This window comes from Pseudomonas endophytica (genome assembly GCF_001411475.1).
GTDB classification, from domain to species: Bacteria; Pseudomonadota; Gammaproteobacteria; order Pseudomonadales; family Pseudomonadaceae; genus Aquipseudomonas; species Aquipseudomonas endophytica.
Map to the genome: position 1 here is coordinate 1 of NZ_LLWH01000127.1, position 2,388 is coordinate 2,388.

Here is a 2,388-nt window from a genome sequence, read left to right on the forward strand (position 1 = left end):
ACTGCTGGCGGAAGTAGTCGTACGGCGTGCGAACACGCTGGGACAGCACGGCCATTGGCGTGTCATCGCCCATGGAGCCGACGGCTTCGTAGCCTTGTTCACCCAGCGGGCGCAGCACTTGGTCGCGCTCTTCGAACGTGACCTGATACATCTTCATGTATTGCTTGAGCTGATCGACGTCGTAAAACGCAGAGCCGTGATCGTTGTCTTCGATGGTGGCTTGAATGCGCAGCGCATTCTTACGCAGCCACTGCTTGTACGGGTGGCGCGACTTCAAGCGGTTGTCGATGGAGTCGGTATCCAATACCTGACCGGTTTCGGTGTCGACCGCCAGAATTTGCCCTGGGCCAACGCGACCTTTGGCAATAACGTCTTCAGGCTTGTAGTTCCACACGCCGATTTCCGAGGCGATGGTGATGTAGCCATTGGCGGTCGTGACCCAGCGCGCCGGGCGCAGGCCATTACGGTCGAGCAAACAGACCGCGTAACGACCGTCGGTCATCACCACGCCCGCCGGGCCGTCCCACGGTTCCATGTGCATGGAGTTGTACTCATAGAACGCCCGCAGGTCGGGGTCCATGGTTTCAACGTTCTGCCACGCCGGTGGAATCAACATGCGCACGCCACGGAACAGGTCAATGCCGCCGGTGACCATCAACTCCAGCATGTTGTCCATGCTGGAGGAGTCAGAACCCACGCGGTTAACCAGCGGGCCGAGTTCTTCTAGGTCGCCGATCAGGTCATTGGCAAACTTGGTGCGACGCGCCTGCGCCCAGTTACGGTTGCCGGTAATGGTGTTGATCTCGCCGTTGTGGGCGAGAAAGCGAAACGGCTGGGCCAGCGGCCATTTCGGCAAGGTATTGGTGGAGAAGCGCTGGTGAAACACGCAGATTGCGGTTTGCAGGCGCTCGTCACTAAGGTCTGGATAGAAGGCGGTCAAGTCCGCCGGCATCATCAGCCCTTTATAAATGATGGTTTTGTGCGAAAAGCTACAGATGTAGTGATCGGTGTCAGCGGCGTTAGCCACCGACGAACGACGACGGGCGCTGAACAGTTTGATCGCCATGTCCTGATCGCTCAGGCCATCGCCAGCGATGAACACTTGCTCAATTTGTGGCAAACGCTCGAGCGCCAGACGACCCAGTACGCTGGTATCAATCGGAACTTTACGCCAGCCAACCACTTGCAAGCCCGCCGCGAGAATTTCGCGGTTCATGTGTGTGCGGGCCGCTTCAGCCTTGATCGGGTCTTGGTTAAAAAACACCATGCCGACCGCGTATTGCTTAGGCAAATCGGTGCCGAACTGCTCTTGGGCGACTGCACGCAAGAACTGATCAGGCTTTTGAATCAGCAGGCCACAACCGTCACCGGTCTTGCCGTCTGCGTTGATCCCACCGCGGTGGGTCATGCAGGTCAGGGCCTCAATGGCGGTTTGCAAGAGGGTATGACTGGGTTCGCCCTGCATATGGGCTATCAGGCCGAAACCACAGTTATCCTTGAATTCATCGGGGTGGTACAGACCTGCTTTCATAGACACTTTCTCACCAGGCTGCCCCAAAAAGGGGCAAATTTCTTTTTAATTCAACCACATGCATCCCGCGCTGAACGTACGCCAGCTTGGCAGGAGCGAAAGGGTGGCCATTTTACACACCGTCGCAAAAGCTCACAAATTTTGCGGCGATTTACCGTAAATTTATGTCGCATTAGTGAAGGTTTAAAGCGATTGCCCGTGCTAGTCAAAACATTTTTGATGTTGACCGCCACACGGCGCAGACACCAAAAAGCATACGGCTTGAAAAACCGCATGCTCTGATGAATGTATTGATGGGTTAGAACGGCGACCTGGGTAAGGTCGCCGGATCATCAGCGAGCTGCTGCCACTTCTTGTTGGACGCTGGCAACAGTGCGAGGCCAAGGTTTACCAGCCTGCGTCTTCGCTGGCAAGTTCTTGATTGCCGCAGTGGCGGCAGCATGGCTCGGGAAATTGCCGTAAGTCACGACATACAGCGGCTTGCCGTTCAATGTTTTCTTGAAATAACGGGCTTCGCCGCCCAGCTCTTTTGCGACATTTTGCGCCGAGGCTTCGGAACTGGTGCCGACGATCTGCACCACATAGTTGCTGCCCGGTTGGCTGGCGTACCAGCTACTGCCAGGCGCTGCCTTGGCCACGGTGACCGGTTTTTCGGCCGGTTTAGCGGCGGGCTTAGGCGCAGGCGCTGGGGCGGGCTTGGGAGCCTGCACGGGCGCTGGTTTGGCCGTAGCAACGCTTGGCGCCGGTGTTGGACGCTGCGCAGGCGCGGAGCCTGACGACGCACCCTCTGGCGGCGCAGTGGTGGTCACGGTGGGCGGGTTAGCCACACCGCCATCGACCGCACGCGCACCGCCCTC

General features: G+C 57.9%; 2 protein-coding genes. Both read right to left on the minus strand.

Annotated elements, in window-relative coordinates:
• Positions 1-1,531: glutamate synthase central domain-containing protein (locus AQS70_RS09730; RefSeq protein WP_277620585.1), on the minus strand; the 1,531-nt coding region annotated here is incomplete at its 3' end.
• Positions 1,532-1,863: 332 nt separating this feature from the next.
• The coding region (locus AQS70_RS09735) for an SPOR domain-containing protein (protein WP_187331806.1) at positions 1,864-2,388 on the minus strand (525 nt) is incomplete at its 5' end.